The organism is Methylophaga thalassica (assembly GCF_030159795.1).
Taxonomy (GTDB): domain Bacteria; phylum Pseudomonadota; class Gammaproteobacteria; order Nitrosococcales; family Methylophagaceae; genus Methylophaga; species Methylophaga thalassica.
In genome coordinates, this window is record NZ_BSND01000006.1 from 159942 (window position 1) to 177360 (window position 17419).

The following is a 17419-nucleotide window of genomic DNA, read 5'->3' on the forward strand; positions in this document are numbered from 1 at the left end:
TTAATCGTCCATATTTATCAGAGTATCAACAACTGCATTATCACTGGCATCGGCTGATACATGAATGGTTTTGAAGCCTCGTGAGGAGGCGTGCTGTTTTATCCTATCACTGACCACCGTCAATGGTTTATCTAACAAACCTGGCCATGTATTCATAAAGATACTACAAAGATTATCAACACCCGCCACACTGGTACAGATGACTTTATCCGCCAACATGGCTTGCTTTTGCATTGTGGCTGTCGGTTTCGCTAAAACACGTTGATAAACTTCAACATAAGTAATCTTAGCACCTCTGGCGGTTAAGGTATCGGCCATATGTTCTCTGCCGCCGTTACCCCGCACAATGAGAATATGTTTACCACTGACCTTATCAGCCTGCATTAGGGGCATTTGCAACAGACCTTCACTGCCGTTAGATATTTCTGGCTGACAATCAACAGGAATAGCATGCTCGCGCATGGCTTGCGCTGTACCTTCACCCACTGCGGCAAACTGACACGGCTGAGGCAATTCATCCCCCCAACCAGCCATAAAACTTTCTACGGCATTGCGACTGACAAATATCAGCCAGTCAAAACGTTCGATATTCTCTGTCTGCCAATTTTTTCGTGCGATATGTTCAATATCAATCACTGGCAGAATCAACGCTTTGCCACCCGCGTTTTCAATCAAATCGGCAAGCGCCTGGCACTGATGCTGCGGGCGGGTCACCAGAATCTGTTGCCCCGCTAACGGTGCTTTATTCACCGTAAACATCTGCCAGAATTTTATCCGCGCCTTTCGCCAGCAGCATTTCAGCTACTTGAATACCCAGTTTTTCGGCATCTGCCGCTTTACCACGAACTTCCGCAGTGACCGTATTGGTGCCGTCCGGCTGACCGACCAGACCACGCAACCAGACGTTGTCATCATCTAACATCGCATAACCGGCAATCGGTACCTGACAACCGCCGGACAGACGTTTGTTCAAGGCTCTTTCTGCGCGCAGCACAACAGCGGTTTTATCACAATGTAATGGCGCAATAAGCGCGTTCATTTCTGCGTCATCAACTCGGGTTTCAATGCCCAATGCGCCTTGTCCAATGGCTGGCAAACTTTGTTCCGGCGTTAAAGCACTACGGATACGGTCATCAAAGCCTAAGCGCTTCAAACCGGCCATTGCCAGGATAATCGCATCAAACTCGCCATCATCGAGTTTACGTAAACGGGTGTTTACATTACCGCGTAAAGGCAGTACTTCCAGATCGGGACGGTGAGTACGTACCTGACATTCACGACGCAGACTGGAAGTGCCTAAGCGGGCACCATGCGGTAATTCATCAATACTCTGATAATGGTTGGAAACAAACGCATCATGCGGATCTTCGCGTTCGCAGATAACAGGCAGATGCAAACCTTCCGGAAACTCAACAGGCACATCTTTCATCGAGTGCACGGCGATATCAGCGCGTCCATCCAACATGCCTTGTTCCAGTTCTTTAACAAAAAGCCCTTTGCCGCCTACTTTTGCCAGTGGCGTATCAAGAATGATGTCGCCTTGGGTTTTCATACCAATCAGTTCTACTTCGATATTTTGATGTAATTCTAAGAGGCGTGATTTCACAAATTCAGCCTGCCACATGGCAAGAGGACTGTTGCGAGTGGCAATACGAACGATTCTTTTAGTCATGGAATAAGGTCACTTCAGCGTTGTCGTTAATAAATAAAGTCGATTCTAGCATTTCACGCATTGACTCTCGACTATCCGCGTTATAATGACGCCCTGTTTTCAACGAGCCTGATCTGATTGATATGACTACAGCCAATAAAAAACTCTCATCTGCCAGACTAACGCAGCCTACCGACAAATTTGTCGAAGAATTTACCGCCTCTGTGCAATTTGACCAACGCATGTTCCGACAAGATATTCGCGGCTCAATTGCGCACGCCACCATGCTGGCCGAAGTGAAGGTGCTGACTATCGAAGAACGCGATCAGATTATCGCTGGCCTGCAACAAATCGAACAAGAAATTGAAAGTGGTGACTTTGAATGGTCTATCGCTCAGGAAGATGTGCATATGAATATCGAAGCACGTCTTATCGCCCTGATTGGTGAAGTGGGTAAAAAACTGCACACCGGCCGTTCACGTAATGACCAGGTGGCCACTGATGTCCGCCTCTATCTGCGCGATATGATTGATCCTATCGGTCAGCAGCTTAATCGCCTGCAAGAAGCCTTATTGAATGTCGCTGAACGTGAAGCGGACACCATCATGCCTGGCTTTACCCATTTACAGACAGCACAACCGGTCACATTTGGTCACCATATGATGGCATGGTATGAAATGTTAGTCAGAGATGCCGAGCGTCTTGAAGACTGTGCCAAACGGGTCAACAGCCTGCCGTTAGGTGCTGCAGCACTGGCTGGTACCACATTCCCGATTGATCGTGAGATGACGGCCAGCTTATTAGGCTTTGATCGTATCTGTCTAAACTCGCTGGATGCGGTCAGTGATCGTGACTTTGCGATTGAGTTCAATAGCTTCGCCTCGATTCTGATGATGCATTTATCACGCTTCTCAGAAGAGTTAATTATCTGGTCATCGGCGCAGTTTGATTTTGTGGATTTAGGTGATGCCTTCTGCACCGGCTCATCGATCATGCCGCAAAAGAAAAATCCGGATGTGCCTGAATTAATCCGCGGTAAAACCAGTCGTGTTTACGGCAATATGTTTAACCTGCTGACCTTGATGAAAAACCAGCCATTAGCCTACAACAAAGACAATCAGGAAGATAAAGAGCCACTGTTTGATACCATCGATACCTTATTAGGTTCTCTGCGTGTTTATGCAGATATGATGTCTGTTATTACGGTCAAAGCTGACAATATGCGTCAGGCCGCATTACGTGGTTATGCCACGGCCACCGATCTGGCAGATTATCTGGTGCGTAAAGGCACCCCATTCCGTGATGCTCATGAAGTGGTTGGTTTATCAGTGGCCTATGGTATTAAACATAAAAAAGATCTGTCAGAACTGACGCTGGAAGAACTGCAGCAGTTTTCAGCTAACATCGAACAAGACGTGTTTGAAGTATTAACATTGGAAGGTTCAGTCGCTGCCCGTAATCACTTGGGTGGTACCGCCCCTGAACAAGTCAAAGCAGCTATTCAAAAAGCACGCCGTCAACGCTAAATTATCTAGTTTGATGCAGTAACGCCCCGTTACTGCATCAACCATAAGAAACTGGCCGACAACATCATCAAAAATGCGACTCTGACTGCCCACTTAGGCCAGTAGGACAAAAGTAAGACTAATACGATTGAGGTCACGGATAATACTGAGATCCAAACGACAAAACCTGTTCCCGCCCCCCAAACCTGCCACATCGGTAAATAAGCTAATATCAGCACAAGACTTGCTGTCCAGCGTAAAACCCGTATCTGTGTAGCCGTTAAACGTCTATCAGTCACATCCATCAAATGTCTTGGCATCGCCAGACTCAAACCACTCATGGCGGCATAACACAGAGCGACACTCATCATCATCGCCACACTCATGATATGGCCTCCGAAGGTTTTGCTGGTTGAGAATAGCGTTCAGTTGCAGTTAATTTACGGCGTAAAAATAACACCAGTCCCAGACTCATCAAACCAAACACCAGCACCGTTAGCTCAAAGCCAACACTAACCCAATCACCGGTCTGCCAATACGACACTAGCCAATGTCCCGTGGTGATAAGATTCATCACTGGCAGCAATAAGGCAAGTAACGTAAATAAGCTCCATTGCTCAAACCAGGCTTTCGTTGCGGGACGGCAGGCTGAATGGAATAACATCAATAACCACAGATAGAAAAAGCCTTTTATTTCCCAGGCTGCACGATCAGCAATATCGACAGGAATCAATCGATTCAGCCAGAAATACCCAATACAAGCCACCGCTAAACCACTAATGGCAGCAATATTCAGCACCTCAATCACTCGATAAACCCGTGCGGTTTGTGCGCCAAACTCATTCAATGATTTTTGTCGACGTTTGACCAAAAACAAAATGGCACCAGTTGCCATCATCAAAGCTCCGGCCATGCCCATAATGAAATACAACCAACGCACGCTATAACCACCAAAGTTGGCAAAATGCATGATTCGCATCACACGTTGTACTGCCATCGGTGTGCCTTTATCGTATTCACCGGGCGGGTTGAGATTCATCACATCGCCATTGGTTGCATCAAACTGCACATTACCGATTTCATCTCTCAATAATTGACCGTAATAGTCCTTCTCATCAAACCAGCCAAATACTTTAGTCACGGCACTACTGTCACCAGGATGCTCAACGCTCATAAACCGCCCAGGTTTACCCATCATGACTTCTGCTCGCTGGAATAAAACGGATAAGTCAACGACATTGGCATGCACACCTGTTTCCGGTCTGTGCATGGGTTCGTCGAGCAACTCAGCAAAAAACTGTTGTGGATTGCTATAGTTGGCTAATACCCCAGCAGGCATATAGATCGATAAAAAGATCACCAATCCGGTATAGGCAATCATTAGCTGAAATGGCAGCGTTAAGACGGCCGAAGCATTATGTCCATCTAACCAGCTACGCTGCCCTTTCTTTTGTCTGAATGTAAAAAAATCTTTAAAAATACGCTTATGAATAATAATGCCGCTGATAAGGGCCACCAGCATGATCATTGTGAAAAAGCCTACAAACCAGATACCGGCCATGCCTGCATGAAACTCATAATGCATATGTACAAAATGATGGCCGCCTTCTGTTTCACGGTTTTCGACGACGGGCATAGGTTCACCAGTCTTCAGGCTAAGTAAAGTGTCTTGAGCTGCATTTTGCTGATCACGCCATGAAACGCGGATTCCTGGGTTGGTTTCTGTTGGCAGGCCAATCCTCCAGAAATGACTGTCAGGAGCATGCGCTTGTAGATAGGCCTGAGCTTTTTTTATGGCATCAACACGTTGCTGTTCCGTCATGGCCGCTGGATCAAAATCTGACACAGCCGTCACCTCAGGTTTCATCCAATGCGTGATATCTTCGTCAAACACCCCAATGGTGCCGGTCAGAAAAATGGTGAAAAGTGCCCAACTTGCGACCAGTCCCCCCCAGGTATGCAGCCAGCCCATCGCTTGTCGGAAAGACTCTTGTTCCTTTGCCGGTTGATTTAACTCACTCATGACGCCATCCTCGAAATGAGTAAACCTGCACCGCCGAACATCAAAGTTGGTATTAGCATCCCCAACCAGGCACGCTTACTATCTCTGACAACAAAGATCCAAATCACCGCTGCCGTGTAAATGGCATAACTAAATAAACTGCTGGCCACGATGGCATCAGGTTTATCCATAGGCACAATAGCCGATAAAAAAATAATAACGGCAGACGTTAAAAAATATCCGCCGATTGTGGCGGCCAGAACCAAAGAAATAATTCTAATTGGATATGGTAATTGCATAGTAGAGGTAACTCTCAAGTTACTGATTCAAATTCATTTATCAGGGTAAACAGTCATTACTCAAGGGCAGCTGAGCAAGGACTTTGGATGAGAGAACACAAACTCCCCTCATCACCTATGTCGTATGAGCGTCAAAAAAAGTGCAATATTTTTCCACTTTTATTTAACAGGCTTAAATTTATCATCTAAATACTATCATCAAATAATAATCATATGCATTTAGATTAACTGAAAAACATTCTTTTTTAGCAAACTCAGTTCATGCTTGTCCTTGTAAAGCCGTGTTTGTTTATCTCTAAAATGTCATTTCCAATGCTTCAGCACTATTCGGTTATCAATTAGTCATGAAGATAAAGCCTGGCGAGTCCGAATTTATCTGTAATTTTTATGTTTAATTTCAGAGACCTGAATACAGACTTCACAGATGGATGAATAAAGCATCTAAACATGCTGTCAACATGCCATAATTTGCATCACAAAAAATAAGCGTAGGTTGATTATGTTTAAATCTTTTTTTCCCAACTCTCCCTGGTTTTGGCCATCAGTTATTTTATGGTTAGCTTTTTCCGCCTTTATTTGGGTGGCTTTTGGAGCAGATATATCTGCTGCTATTGGGTTACCAGTTAAACCGGATGCTGAACAAGTCATCGGCTTACGACATTTTGTTACCAATGAGTTTTTAACCTTTTACCTATTCTATTTTGTCTCTGTAGCTATCTTTGCTGCATTTTGGTTTATCAAGGCACCAAGTCGCTGGCAATGGTGGTCGGTCATCGGTTCAGCGGTCATTTTCTTTTCGACTTATTATTCTGTTCAGGTATCGGTGGCGATAAATAATTGGCGTCGACCGTTTTTTGATGCGGTACAAAATGCCTTATCACCCACGGGGGGTGTTTCAGTCGATCAGTTATATGACTTGATTGCCATTTTCGCGGAAATCGCCTTTTTAGCGGTATTCATTTTTGTGATGACCCGTTTTTTAGTCAGCCATTATATTTTCCGCTGGCGCACCGCCATGAATGACTACTACACAGAACAATGGGGGAAGGTGCGTCATATTGAAGGTGCTTCGCAACGGGTTCAGGAAGACACCATGCGTTTCGCGACGATTATGGAAAATCTGGGCGTCGCATTGATTGATGCCCTGATGACATTATTCGCGTTTTTACCCGTGCTTTGGTCATTATCACAATATGTAAAAGAGTTACCTTTAGTTGGTGAAATCGCCTATCCCTTATTTGTCGCCGCTCTTGTCTGGTCGATCTTCGGCACAGGCTTATTAGCACTGGTTGGTATCAAATTACCCGGCTTAGAATTCAAAAATCAGCGTGTAGAAGCCGCCTATCGTAAAGAACTGGTTTATGGTGAAGATGATCACCAACGTGCTCAACCGGTGAGCTTGAGAGAACTGTTTGCCGATGTGCGTAAAAACTATTTCACGTTGTACATTCACTATATGTATTTCAATGTGGCCCGCAGCATGTACTTGCAGGCAGATAATATTTTTGCCTATGTAATATTAGTGCCTACGATCGCGGCGGGAGCTATTACTTTTGGTATCTTGCAGCAGATTTTAACGGCATTCAGTCAGGTCAGTTCATCATTCCAGTATTTAGTGAACTCATGGACGACTATCGTTGAACTATTGTCGGTTTATAAACGTTTAAAATCGTTTGAAGCGTCGATAAACAATGAACCGTTACCAGAAATTGATCAGCAGGTGACATCGTAAATCGCGTCGAAGTGGAATGGCGTCGTGTGAAAGGCCCTATCAACGTCACCGCTTGAAACAAAAAAATAACCCCGATAAAGATCGGGGTTATTTATTCATCACATGACTAGGTCATGTTTCAGTCTGACTTACTTTTCGATTTTCTCAAATGCTTCATTTTCATGTTTAGCGATTGAGGCAATCAGCGCAACAACAATGGCTGCAGCGCAGATAGTGAATAAACCTAAAGCAATTGGATTATCAGCAAAAGTAAAGTAAGCCCCTACATTTTCCCATGAACTAATTGATGTTCCCATAATTACACTCCTGGTTCTGGATTAGCCAATTTGTTTGGCACGTCACTTGATGTTATTGCTGGTACGCCATTCGCTTCTGGATATGGTTTAGCAATGATTTCAACTTCATCTAAGCCCAGCTCTTCAGCTGCTTTAGGTACACGTAATGCATTAGCTTTTTTCAGTACCCAAGAGATCGCATAACCTGGGATGAAGCCAACTGCAGCCATTACGATGGCACCAATGGTTTGACCGACAAAACTGATAGGTGGCAAATCACCCACATTCGGCATGCCATAAGCAAATACGCCCACTAAGAACACAGCCCACACACCGGTGAAACCATGTACTGCTACTGCACCTACTGCATCATCAATACCAAAGTTTTCAACGATTTTCGCGACTTTAACTGCCATGATACCGGTCACTACAGCAATGATGAACGCTAATTCAGGATCATAAAGATCTAAACCAGCGGCTACTGAGATGATACCGACCAGACCACCAGACATTGTCCAGAATGGGTCACGGCTAGCCATGTAACAACCAAGTACACCACCCGCAAAGCCCATCAGCGTATTGAATGCAAACGCAGATAAGTTAGTTGGGTTGTTATAAATAGTTGTCCAGCCTGTTTCGCCACCGTTGAAGATGATACAGCCACCCAGGAATCCGAAGAAACCAAAGATAATCATCATCAGACCGATTAATGTCATCGGTAAGCTATGTGGTGCGATAGTTTGAGCCACACCGTTGATGAATTTACCCACACGTGGACCTAAGTTAATCAGTACACCCAATGTGAAGAAACCAGCGACAGCGTGAACCACACCTGATGCGCCAACATCATGATAGCCCAACTTCGTCAGTAACCAACCATCTGGATGCCAACCCCAGGCACCGGCCAGAATCCAGACCACGCTACCCAGGAATACCGTCAGAATCAAAAACGCACTGACACGAATCCGTTCGATAACGGCACCGGACAAGATCGAACCGGTTGTGGCACCGAACATGGCAAACGCTGCCCAGAAAATACCTGTGCCCATATCGGTAACATCAGGTCCCATGCTTTTCGCCCAAGGTAATGCACCTGCAGCATCAATTGGAATAAAGCCGTTCGGGAAAGCGTTATAAATCCACCAGCCAAACAAATAAAACGTGGGAATAATGACCGCTAAAGCGAGAATATTTTTAATACCTGCCGCTAAAGCATTTTTACTACGTGAAGCCCCCATTTCGTAGGCCAAGAAACCAGCATGAATCATGATCATAATGGCGGTACACCACCAATAGAACACTTCGACATTCATAGACTGATGCATTTGAAAAACCGCTTGCTGAGCATCGAGTGCCGCTTGCAAGGATTCTAGCGTTGGCGCATTGTCCATCTTACTATCCTCTTATTAGTTAACATTAATACACATCCACCTTTATTGGTTGGCGCTACTTATCCAGCAAAAAGCTGGTTTGAACGGCGTTGCTATCAATAATCTTATCGGTAGAGCGATCCTTGATAGCAACGCCAGAACACTGGAGTCTGCGGGCCTCAGTCAGCAAATAAAGGCTTTTCTGAGCCGCAGCAAAATAAGAAAGTCCCGCCTTTCTTACATTGGAAATACAGTTACGTTTGTCATCGGTCAGGCCACGTTTCGCCGCCCAGGTCAGATACAGACCCAAACTATCGGGTGAACTTAATCCCGGACGTTCGCCAATCAGTACTAACACCGCTTTGGCATTTAAGGCTTCACAGACATCATCACCCACGGCAACACGACCTTGTTCGACCAATACGATGGGGGCTAGTGAGTAAGCGTTTTCACTGCCTTGCATGGCTTGCACTAAGGTTTCAATAAACACCACAGCGTTTTCTTTAATAGCGGTGGCGGATAAACCATCGGCAATCACAATGGCTAAATCGTAGGGTTCTATGGCTTTGTGTGGTTTAAGTGCCGCAAGACTGGCTTCATCAAGCTGTCTGCCCCAGTCCGGACGTTGCAAATAAGTCATTCGATCCGTTGCCAGACTGTGCAGTACCAGAGGTGTTTCGGTGTTTAATACGGGGTATTTTTCAGCCAAGGCGACTAAGTCTTGCTGTAAGCTGGCAAAATCCAGTTCGGTATGCACGGCATCACGTGCCTGGGCATGAGCTAATTGAAATTCGAGAGATTCACGGGTCGGTGTACTGACACCAGCACGACCCAAGCCAATACGGGCATCCGTAAACTCACGCAGACGACGCCAAGGGTTTTCCGTGACAACAGCGTCATCCGTTTTTTTCCTGATAGGCGTGAGTCGTTCGGTCTTAACCATCATTGGTTCCTGTGGCTAAGCCCCTGAGGGTGCCAGCAAAGGCCGGCGGTAACTGGTTTGATAACTTGGCATGACTGGCATCGGTCATGATCTGCATTTTTTCCAGCCACTTTTCGAACTCAGGTGAAGCACCTAAACCTAATACCCGGCGCGCATATAGCGCATCATGGAATGAGGTGGTTTGGTAATTAAGCATGATGTCATCAGAGCCCGGAATGCCCATCACAAACGAACACCCTGCTGTCGCTAATAAAGTCAGCAGATTATCCATATCATTTTGATCGGCTTCGGCATGGTTGGTGTAGCAAACATCACACCCCATTGGCAGCCCAAGTAACTTGGCACAGAAATGATCTTCCAGACCTGCACGGGTAATTTCTTTGCCATCAAACAGATATTCGGGGCCGATAAAGCCAACTACTGTATTCACCAGTAAGGGATTAAATTTTCTGGCAACCGCATAGGCTCTGGCTTCACAGGTTTGTTGATCCAAACCGTGATGCGCATTGGCTGATAAAGCACTGCCCTGCCCAGTTTCAAAATACATGACATTTTGACCGACCGTGCCTCGTTTCAAAGATAAGGCAGCTTGGTGTGCTTCAGCCAACGTCGCTAAATTAAAACCAAAGCTGCTATTGGTTTTTTCTGTGCCACCAATAGATTGGAATACCAAATCCACTGGTGCGCCGTTTTCAATACATTCAATCGTGTTAGTGACATGCGTTAACACACAGGATTGAGTAGGAATTTCATAGAGTGAAATCACTTCATCCATCAACTGCATCAGGCGAGTTGCCTGAGCCACATTGTCTGTCGCGGGATTAATACCGATAACCGCATCACCGGCACCATACAACAGACCATCGAGAATACTGGCCGCAATTCCATTGACGTCATCGGTAGGATGATTAGGTTGTAAGCGTGTTGATAAGCGTTTGGGTAAACCAATCGTGTTTCTGAAGGCGCTCACGACCCGGCACTTCTGTGCCACCAGAATCAAATCCTGGTTACGCATGATTTTAGAAACGGCGGCGGCCATCTCAGGCGTCACACCGGCGCGTATCTGACTCAGCATTTCACTGCTGGCTTTATCTGATAATAACCAGTTACGGAAATCACCTACCGTCATATGTGAAATGGGTTCAAACGCATTCACATCATGTTCATCAATAATCAGTCGTGTGACTTCATCTTCTTCATAAGGCACGAGGACTTCATTCAGAAATGTTTTAAGAGGCACTTCAGACAACAATAATTGCGCGACAGCACGTTGTTCTGCACTTTCAGCAATGACACCCGCCAGTCGATCGCCCGAACGTGCAGGCGTGGCTTTTGCCATCAGATCGGCTAAGTCAGCGAACTGATAGGTCTTTGTGCCTAATTGGTAACGATATGTCTGTGTCATAAACTGCTTTATTTCCGATTACTTGGAATAAATTTTGCCTTTAAGTAAACAAAGTTTCCTAAAATGAACTTGCGAGATTTATACCGGGTGACTATCGAAAATTGGCAAAAGTTTTTTGGGTTGTTATTCAGCAACTTATTGAAACAAATTGCATAATGAAAATGAAACAAGGGGAGCAAATGAAAGAAGAAAATATAAAATTTGCACCAAAACAGAGCAAAACCGCTACGCGTTGGTGCGTTCTGGAAGCAGAAGATGTGGATGAACAAGCACACAATTTAAAAGCCTGGCAGCAACAATTTGATCAAATCAGCCTGGGGCAATTTTATGGGCGTATTGAAGAGGTCATGTTTGAACATGTGCACGCTTTTCGAGAGCACACCAGTCGTGCCGTTCGTCAGCAGTGCAATGTCTGGCCAAACGCGATCTGGATGGGCTTTGCTGTGGATGAAAAGTCATGTCGCATCAACGGGCATCAGGTAGAAAAGAACCAGCTGATGATTCGTCCTGGCAATACCCAGTTTGAACTCATTACGCCGGAAGACTTTGATATTTTTGGTGTGGTGGTGAATCAGGACAGTCTGCAACAGATCGCCGAAAAACAAGGCATTCTGATTGATACCAACGTATTCGATTCGCCACTAAGAGTGTGGGAGTCTCATAAGCTCAATCAGCTGCGGCGAGTATTAAACGAGGTGATATCCCCCGTTCAAAGTGATATCGCCAGACAGATACATGAGGAAAACCTGATGATGGCAATGCTTGAAGTCTTACAACAAGATGGGCCGATAACAGAAAAGCCCAGTTTTAGTAAACGTCGTGCAGTCGTTGAAAAAGTGACGGCTTACCTCGATGCCAACCCAAGCAAACACGTGACGATTACCGAGCTCTGTGATCTGGCTCATGTCAGCCGACGAACACTGCAATACAGTTTTGAAGATGTGCTGGATATCAGCCCAGTGAAATTTATTCGAATGGCTCGCTTAAATGCTGTCAGACGCCGCTTGCTTCAAGGTTTGCAGGAAGATGAAACCATTGCAATGGTGGCTCAGCACTGGGGCTTTACCCATGCCGGGCAATTTACTCACGATTACACCGAACTGTTTGGTGAGAATCCTTCCATCACCATTTCACGTCGTCATAATTAATTTGCCAGCCACGGATGGCTTTCTTACCAACCCAGTCTCATCTTTTACTCTTCAAAAATCCGACTTAACTCCTGCTGTACCGGCATTCCTTCCACGATCTGAATTTCACCGTCATTATCTTTATACACACTGGTTGGTGTCGCATGCATGTGTAACGCTTCCATCAAATGATTATTAGCCAAAACGCTATCGTTACCTTTAGATGCTTTTGCGTTGTCTACAGTTATACCGCCTTTGTTAGTCAACTGGCGATGCTGCTGGAAAGCCTCCTCAGGTGAGTCAGATCCCATAATCGTAGCTGCAACAGCCAGGCTGTTTTCCTGAAGAATACCCACAAGAATATGACGAAATTGCACCTTGCCTTCAGCAATGAAAGGATCCGCCATATCACGGAATTTATGACAGTAAGGACAAAAAGGATCAGTGAAAGTATAAACAATGCGTGGGGCATTTTTATCACCATCCTGCACCCAGTCAGTCTGTTCTAACTGTTGCCAGAGTTTTTCATTCTGTGGTTTGGTGACCAGTTGGTAGATGGCGTCAGCACCCAGATTTTTACCCTCCGCATCAATCAAGTCGCCCACTACGGCGTAGCGTTTATCCGCCGTCACATAAATACTCATCGGTTCATCTTTATAGGTACCGATATAGCCGGTTAGCTCTGAAGGCGTCTCAAAGCTATCAATAATCGTCACGCCCTGCTTTTTGATAAATGACAGCACATCACCCTGTTTATCCACAGCGCCATGTTTCGTAAAAAAGTAAATGCCGCCAGTAACCACGACGATTGCCAGTAACAAGCCGATAAGCATTTTTTTCATCAGAGCATCCTAATCCGCTGTTGAGTTTTTATCTGTGTAAGTCAGTTAAAAGGTGAATTAGTTTACTCGGCGCAGAACATTAACGCTCAGAATACAAAAAGGCGCTCCATTGAGCGCCTTTTTCGAGACAGACTTTTTAGAAGGTATGGTGATTATTTAGACTCAGCTTTAATCACTTTATGAGCAATCATGCCAAGTCCACCGTGTAATTTGGTTGATTTCAATGTATCCAGATTACTGGGTTTACCTACGACAACAGCACCGCCCATACCTAAACCGATATGAGGATCACATTGGTAAACATAAATACCTTCTTTAGTAAATTCTCGCGAGGTGTTCTGACCTATTTCAGACTTAAAGTCTTTGGCACCATCTGGCTGGAACATAAAGTGAACATTGTGGATGTCCATATTAGTCCAATAAACTGTGTCACCTGGATCGACATTGACGATCAGTGGATCAAACTTGGTTCCTTCTGCCTGAACAGTCACATCTTTAGCAAACACTAAACTACTGGAAAATAAGGTAGCCAGGGTTAAGACAGTAAGTGATTTTTTTAATGTACTCATTTTTTCTCCTTTTTATTATTAATTCCAAACACTACAGCGACAAACTCATAAGTACGGCATGACAATGTCACTGATGGTTCAAGGAGATCATGTAAAGTTATGTAAAACACTGAGATCGTTAGTGCTCAGTCTGAGCCATTGTCCGAATTTTGTCATTGGCTTCTTCAGTTCGATAAACCAGCTTACGCACCTCATCTGCTACCACTGCAAAGCCTCTACCCGCTTCACCTGCACGGGCTGCCTCAATCGCCGCGTTCAAAGCCAGCAAATTCGTCTGTTGGGTTATTTCGGTGATCACATCAGCGACGGTGAGGATTTCCGTCATACGGGTTTCTGCCCGCTGCATTTCTAAATTATGCAGCTCACGTGCACTGTGCTCATGGCTGATATTACGAATTGCACCAGCTGATTTGACGGCAATACCTTCTTCGTTACGTATGGTGGCAGCACGTTCGCGAAACCAGACATACTCACCAGAGGCCATTTTTAAGCGGTATTCAGCCACATAAGGTGTGCTGCCAGTTTTATCGTTAATATGTTTGGTGAAGGCATCCAAGGTCACATCCATATCTTCCGGATGAATTGCTTTTAACCAACTGTCCCAACCATTTGGAAAGTCTTCCTGACGCTTATGCCCTAGTAATTGGCGGAATTGCTCTGACCAGATAATCACACTCTTTTCATCATCAGGATCACCATTCACCAGGGTTAACATCCAGACGCCCTCTGTCAGTGCCGACTTTGCCAGATTGTTATCATCCAACTCGCTCGACAGACGCCGATTTTCACTCTGCAAATGATCCATTTCTGAATAGACAGAAGACAGTGTCTGGTTCAACGAATCTGTTTGCTGGCGAAGCTCATTCAATTCTCGCTCAAACGCTTCGTGCTGTTGTGCCAAATGTTGTTGATGGGAATGATTCAGTCGTTCGAGTTCCGCCTGATGCTCTTTTTGCAGGGATGACAGATAATCACCAATCCGTTCTATCGGAGCGCGTAAATAACCGTGCATCCAAATTGGCACACGGTTATATGGCGACTCAATCGTTTTATCGACGACTGATAAAATTGACTCAGAGACATACTGTAAACGCCCAGTATTAAATAGCTTCCACCCCATACAAGGTTTCCTTTTTTAAAGGTGATGAATACTGGAAGTTATGAAAGTAATCGCGCTCGCTTAGGATCATAAAACGGCAGTTTTACTACTGTGCCACCTAAACGTTTCTGAATACCGTCAAGCTTACCGACTTCCAGCTTTGTATCTTGTTTTGCAAACTCCGGGGCTACACGAATCATCGCAATTTGTTTACCTAACAAAGGCGAAAGAATGGCACTTGTCACAATGCCTACTGGAAATCGACCTTGATATACCAAATCACCATGAGCTGCAGATTCTCCACCATCAAGAATCAGGCCAACTAATTTGTGTCGACTCTCCGGATTCTCCCGAGCCAGTGCTTCACGGCCAATAAAGTCCTCCTCTTTTGTACTTAAAGGCACACTAAATCCGGTGCCCGCTTCAAAGGGAGTCACATCAGGACCGAACTCATATTCGGCCATGCTCAGACCAGCTTCGACACGCAGCATATCCAACGCATCAAAGCCCATAGGCGCGATATCAAATGCTTGCCCGGCTTGCCAAATTGCATCCCATACCGCTTCAGCTGCATCCGGATGACACCAGACTTCATAACCCAGCTCACCGGTGTAGCCGGTTCTGGACACCATCAATGGCACACCATCCGGCCCACCTAAGCGGCCAATGGTGAAGTGAAACCATTTGAGTTTTTCCACACTGGTCTGGCTTTCTGACGTCCAGATAATCTGGCTGAGTAAGTCACGGCTATTTGGTCCTTGTACCGCCAGATTATGAATCTGCTCCGTGGCATTACGAATACTGACTTTAAAGCCTTTTTCTTCTGCTTTTTCCGCCATCCACACCATGGTGTAACTATCACCACAGAACCAGCGAAAAGCCTGATCAGCCATACGGAAAATGGTGCCATCATCAATCATGCCGCCCGTTTCCAGACAAATGGCTGAGTGAGCAATTTCACCTACCGCCATACGCCGCACATTTTGTGTCAATACATACTGTAAAAAGGCCACCGCATCAGGACCGGTAATATCAATTTTACGAAGCGGAGTTAAATCCAGTACTGCCACTCTTTCACGACAGGCCAGATATTCGGCATTGGCGCCCCAGCCTTCATATTCAGCCGCCACCCAATAGCCGGCATATTCAATAAATTTCTTGGTTAATGCAGATGTACGGTTATAAAAACCGGATGTTTTGGTCATACGAGGGTGCTCCTCAGCTGTAATTCGGTGGGCAATGGAACGAGGAAAATGGTGTTCAGCCCCATAGATGCGGACGTGAATATCTGTTGGGATCCAGCCATTCGCCGGATCAATATCATCAGGACAGGCCGATGACGCACAGATCAAATCTTTATCTGCCCGCATCAATACATAGTCGCCAGGGCGAGACCAGGGCTCATCCATAAACACCGTGCCACAAGGCTCAATGCCGGTATTAAAAAACAAGTTTATTGCAGGCCAGCCTGCACGTGGTTTGATGCCATAAGGCTTAAGCACATTATTGAAGTTTTCAGTACAACTGATATGACCAAAATAACCACTGTCTTCGTAATATTTGGCAGTACAGGCGAACAGGAAACTATCATGACGGCCTACGGTGTCCTGCACGACTTCCACCATTGACATCATATCCGGTCCCAGAAACCGCGAGTGCAAACCAGGCACAGGATTGCTTAACCCCATCACCGTACGTGTTGCGGTGGAATCCAGACCCACTTCGTTGCCCTGCTCCAGCGCCTGTTTATCAAACACGATAAAGTCAGAGCATTGCTTACCTGATACATCGATGATCTGGATCCATTCGCCTTTTTTCACTTCATAAGTGCGGGCAGATGCTCGGGGAATACGTATTTCTGCTTTGACCTCCGCCAGCGGCTCTGGCAGAACTTCATCAATGGGTTCAGCATATTTCACCACCACTTTTAATTCGGTGGGCGGTGTATGCGCTTCAATAGACATGCTGGGTCCTGCAGCGACAATCACCACCGTCAGATCGGCATAGGCTACGAATGAGGTTAACTCATCACCCTGCACACGTAATACCGTCTGATAATCCTTAGCGTGAATCTGCCAGCTCTCGAACTGCTTAGCTAGGGCCTTGGCTGCTGAGCCTTTTTCCTGCAACTGTTGTTGAATATTGTCGCCCGTCACCGGTAGACGGCTATCTAGTAGCTGTGGCGCGGCATGGCCATCCATATCCAGCACAATTAATTCAGCCGCCTGCTCGCCATCAACACTGATGATTTCAAGTACATCACCTACGTGTAAACGCAGCCTGATCGCCTGCTGTCCTTCAACACGGAATTGTTGGCTATCAATTGGCGATTGCAGATTCAAAAATCTGTCTTCTTCCGATTCTTCTTTAATCATTTCTAGCATGATTCACCTTGTTTTCCAGCCAAAAGCTGAAGTGATTTTGTTCATATCTGGTGCAGACCCATGAGATTTTGAACCAGAAAAGTGCACCTCATTTCGCTTCATCTCTGTTACAAAAATAAATTTCTCTGGGTTTAACAATATTTACCTTCAGGAAACATAAATCAATCCTCCTGATGGGTTACCTCATTGGTTATAAACCAGCAAAATTCGAATGAA

Annotated in this window: 16 protein-coding genes; 3 read left to right on the forward strand and 13 right to left on the reverse strand. The window is 45.5% G+C overall.

The features are described from left to right. Together QQL60_RS11735 and hemC are read right to left on the reverse strand one after the other, a co-directional pair. Complete coding sequence (locus tag QQL60_RS11735; RefSeq protein ID WP_007144043.1) at positions 1 to 759, reverse strand: uroporphyrinogen-III synthase; 759 nt, start codon at positions 757 to 759, stop codon at positions 1 to 3. Beyond that, positions 743 to 1672: a hydroxymethylbilane synthase gene (gene hemC / locus QQL60_RS11740; protein ID WP_273180970.1), complete on the reverse strand. Its 930-nt coding sequence runs from the start codon at positions 1670 to 1672 to the stop codon at positions 743 to 745. Before hemC ends, QQL60_RS11735 begins: the two co-directional genes overlap by 17 nt. Before the next feature lie 122 nt (positions 1673 to 1794). Between hemC and argH the strand changes: the two genes are divergently transcribed. Next, positions 1795 to 3177: an argininosuccinate lyase gene (argH, locus tag QQL60_RS11745; protein WP_007144045.1), complete on the forward strand. Its 1383-nt coding sequence runs from the start codon at positions 1795 to 1797 to the stop codon at positions 3175 to 3177. Positions 3178 to 3206: 29 nt separating this feature from the next. On the opposite strand, the gene QQL60_RS11750 is transcribed toward argH, so the two are convergent. Genes QQL60_RS11750 through QQL60_RS11760 form a run of 3 tightly spaced genes read right to left on the reverse strand, consistent with a single transcriptional unit; the run spans position 3207 to position 5457 of the window. Beyond that, a complete protein-coding gene (locus QQL60_RS11750) occupies positions 3207 to 3542 on the reverse strand; it encodes a DUF3325 domain-containing protein (protein WP_284723409.1) in 336 nt (111 codons plus the stop codon). Then, positions 3539 to 5179, reverse strand: coding sequence for a PepSY-associated TM helix domain-containing protein (locus tag QQL60_RS11755; protein WP_284723410.1), 1641 nt, complete (start codon positions 5177 to 5179; stop codon positions 3539 to 3541). The genes QQL60_RS11750 and QQL60_RS11755 overlap by 4 nt, the downstream gene beginning before the upstream one ends. Next, the gene (locus QQL60_RS11760; protein WP_273180962.1) at positions 5176 to 5457 is read right to left on the reverse strand and encodes a DUF3649 domain-containing protein; all 282 of its coding nucleotides are present in this window, start codon (positions 5455 to 5457) and stop codon (positions 5176 to 5178) included. The genes QQL60_RS11755 and QQL60_RS11760 overlap by 4 nt, the downstream gene beginning before the upstream one ends. Before the next feature lie 499 nt (positions 5458 to 5956). On the opposite strand from QQL60_RS11760, the gene sbmA reads away from it, so the two are divergent. Next, entirely contained in the window at positions 5957 to 7189 is a 1233-nt protein-coding gene (gene sbmA, locus QQL60_RS11765) for a peptide antibiotic transporter SbmA (protein WP_284723411.1), read from the forward strand. A 128-nt stretch (positions 7190 to 7317) separates the two neighbouring features. Here sbmA and QQL60_RS11770 read toward each other — a convergent pair whose 3' ends face one another. The 4 genes from QQL60_RS11770 to QQL60_RS11785 are packed head-to-tail and all read right to left on the reverse strand — an operon-like array spanning position 7318 to position 11182. Beyond that, entirely contained in the window at positions 7318 to 7485 is a 168-nt protein-coding gene (locus QQL60_RS11770) for a hypothetical protein (protein ID WP_007144051.1), read from the reverse strand. A 2-nt stretch (positions 7486 to 7487) separates the two neighbouring features. Then, entirely contained in the window at positions 7488 to 8855 is a 1368-nt protein-coding gene (locus tag QQL60_RS11775; protein ID WP_273180955.1) for an ammonium transporter, read from the reverse strand. 55 nt (positions 8856 to 8910) lie between these two features. Then, on the reverse strand, positions 8911 to 9780 hold the full coding sequence (gene eutC / locus QQL60_RS11780; protein ID WP_284723412.1) for an ethanolamine ammonia-lyase subunit EutC: 870 nt from the start codon (positions 9778 to 9780) through the stop codon (positions 8911 to 8913). Beyond that, positions 9770 to 11182, reverse strand: a complete 1413-nt coding sequence (locus QQL60_RS11785) for an ethanolamine ammonia-lyase subunit EutB (RefSeq protein WP_007144054.1) — start codon at positions 11180 to 11182, stop codon at positions 9770 to 9772. Before QQL60_RS11785 ends, eutC begins: the two co-directional genes overlap by 11 nt. A gap of 179 nt (positions 11183 to 11361) precedes the next feature. On the opposite strand from QQL60_RS11785, the gene QQL60_RS11790 reads away from it, so the two are divergent. After that, on the forward strand, positions 11362 to 12330 hold the full coding sequence (locus QQL60_RS11790; RefSeq protein WP_284723413.1) for a helix-turn-helix domain-containing protein: 969 nt from the start codon (positions 11362 to 11364) through the stop codon (positions 12328 to 12330). A gap of 44 nt (positions 12331 to 12374) precedes the next feature. Here the strand turns inward: QQL60_RS11790 and dsbG are convergent, their stop codons facing one another. The 4 genes from dsbG to QQL60_RS11810 form a co-directional block, all read right to left on the reverse strand. Beyond that, a complete protein-coding gene (dsbG, locus tag QQL60_RS11795) occupies positions 12375 to 13151 on the reverse strand; it encodes a thiol:disulfide interchange protein DsbG (RefSeq protein WP_284723414.1) in 777 nt (258 codons plus the stop codon). 152 nt (positions 13152 to 13303) lie between these two features. Further along, positions 13304 to 13720: a plastocyanin/azurin family copper-binding protein gene (locus QQL60_RS11800; protein ID WP_273180945.1), complete on the reverse strand. Its 417-nt coding sequence runs from the start codon at positions 13718 to 13720 to the stop codon at positions 13304 to 13306. A 118-nt stretch (positions 13721 to 13838) separates the two neighbouring features. After that, on the reverse strand, positions 13839 to 14840 hold the full coding sequence (locus tag QQL60_RS15255; RefSeq protein ID WP_379007041.1) for a methyl-accepting chemotaxis protein: 1002 nt from the start codon (positions 14838 to 14840) through the stop codon (positions 13839 to 13841). A gap of 38 nt (positions 14841 to 14878) precedes the next feature. Continuing rightward, positions 14879 to 17203, reverse strand: a complete 2325-nt coding sequence (locus QQL60_RS11810) for a DUF1989 domain-containing protein (RefSeq protein WP_284723415.1) — start codon at positions 17201 to 17203, stop codon at positions 14879 to 14881. Between the last annotated feature and the right edge of the window lie 216 nt (positions 17204 to 17419).